Genomic DNA, 278 nt, shown 5'->3' on the forward strand with positions numbered 1-278 from the left:
CGTTGACATGGAAGTCCGCCAGGGCGAGCTGGTGACGCTGATCGGCGCGAACGGCGCGGGCAAGACCACGACGATGAAGGCGATCACGGGTCTCAAGCCGTACTCGGCGGGCGACATCGAGTACGACGGCAAGTCGATCAAGGGCGTGCCGTCGCACGAGCTGCTCAAGCGCGGCCTCGCGATGGTGCCGGAAGGTCGCGGGATCTTCGCGCGGATGTCGATCATCGAGAACATGCAGATGGGCGCATACCTGCGCAACGACAAGGAGCAGATCAAGC

At 64.0% G+C, this 278-nt stretch carries 1 protein-coding gene; it reads left to right on the top strand.

All coding sequences use genetic code 11. From position 1 onward, the window contains the following. Positions 1-278: ATP-binding cassette domain-containing protein (locus tag U4012_RS35745; RefSeq protein ID WP_321804602.1), on the top strand; the 278-nt coding region annotated here is incomplete at both ends.

Source organism: Burkholderia sp. BCC1988, assembly GCF_905339895.1.
Lineage (GTDB): Bacteria > Pseudomonadota > Gammaproteobacteria > Burkholderiales > Burkholderiaceae > Burkholderia.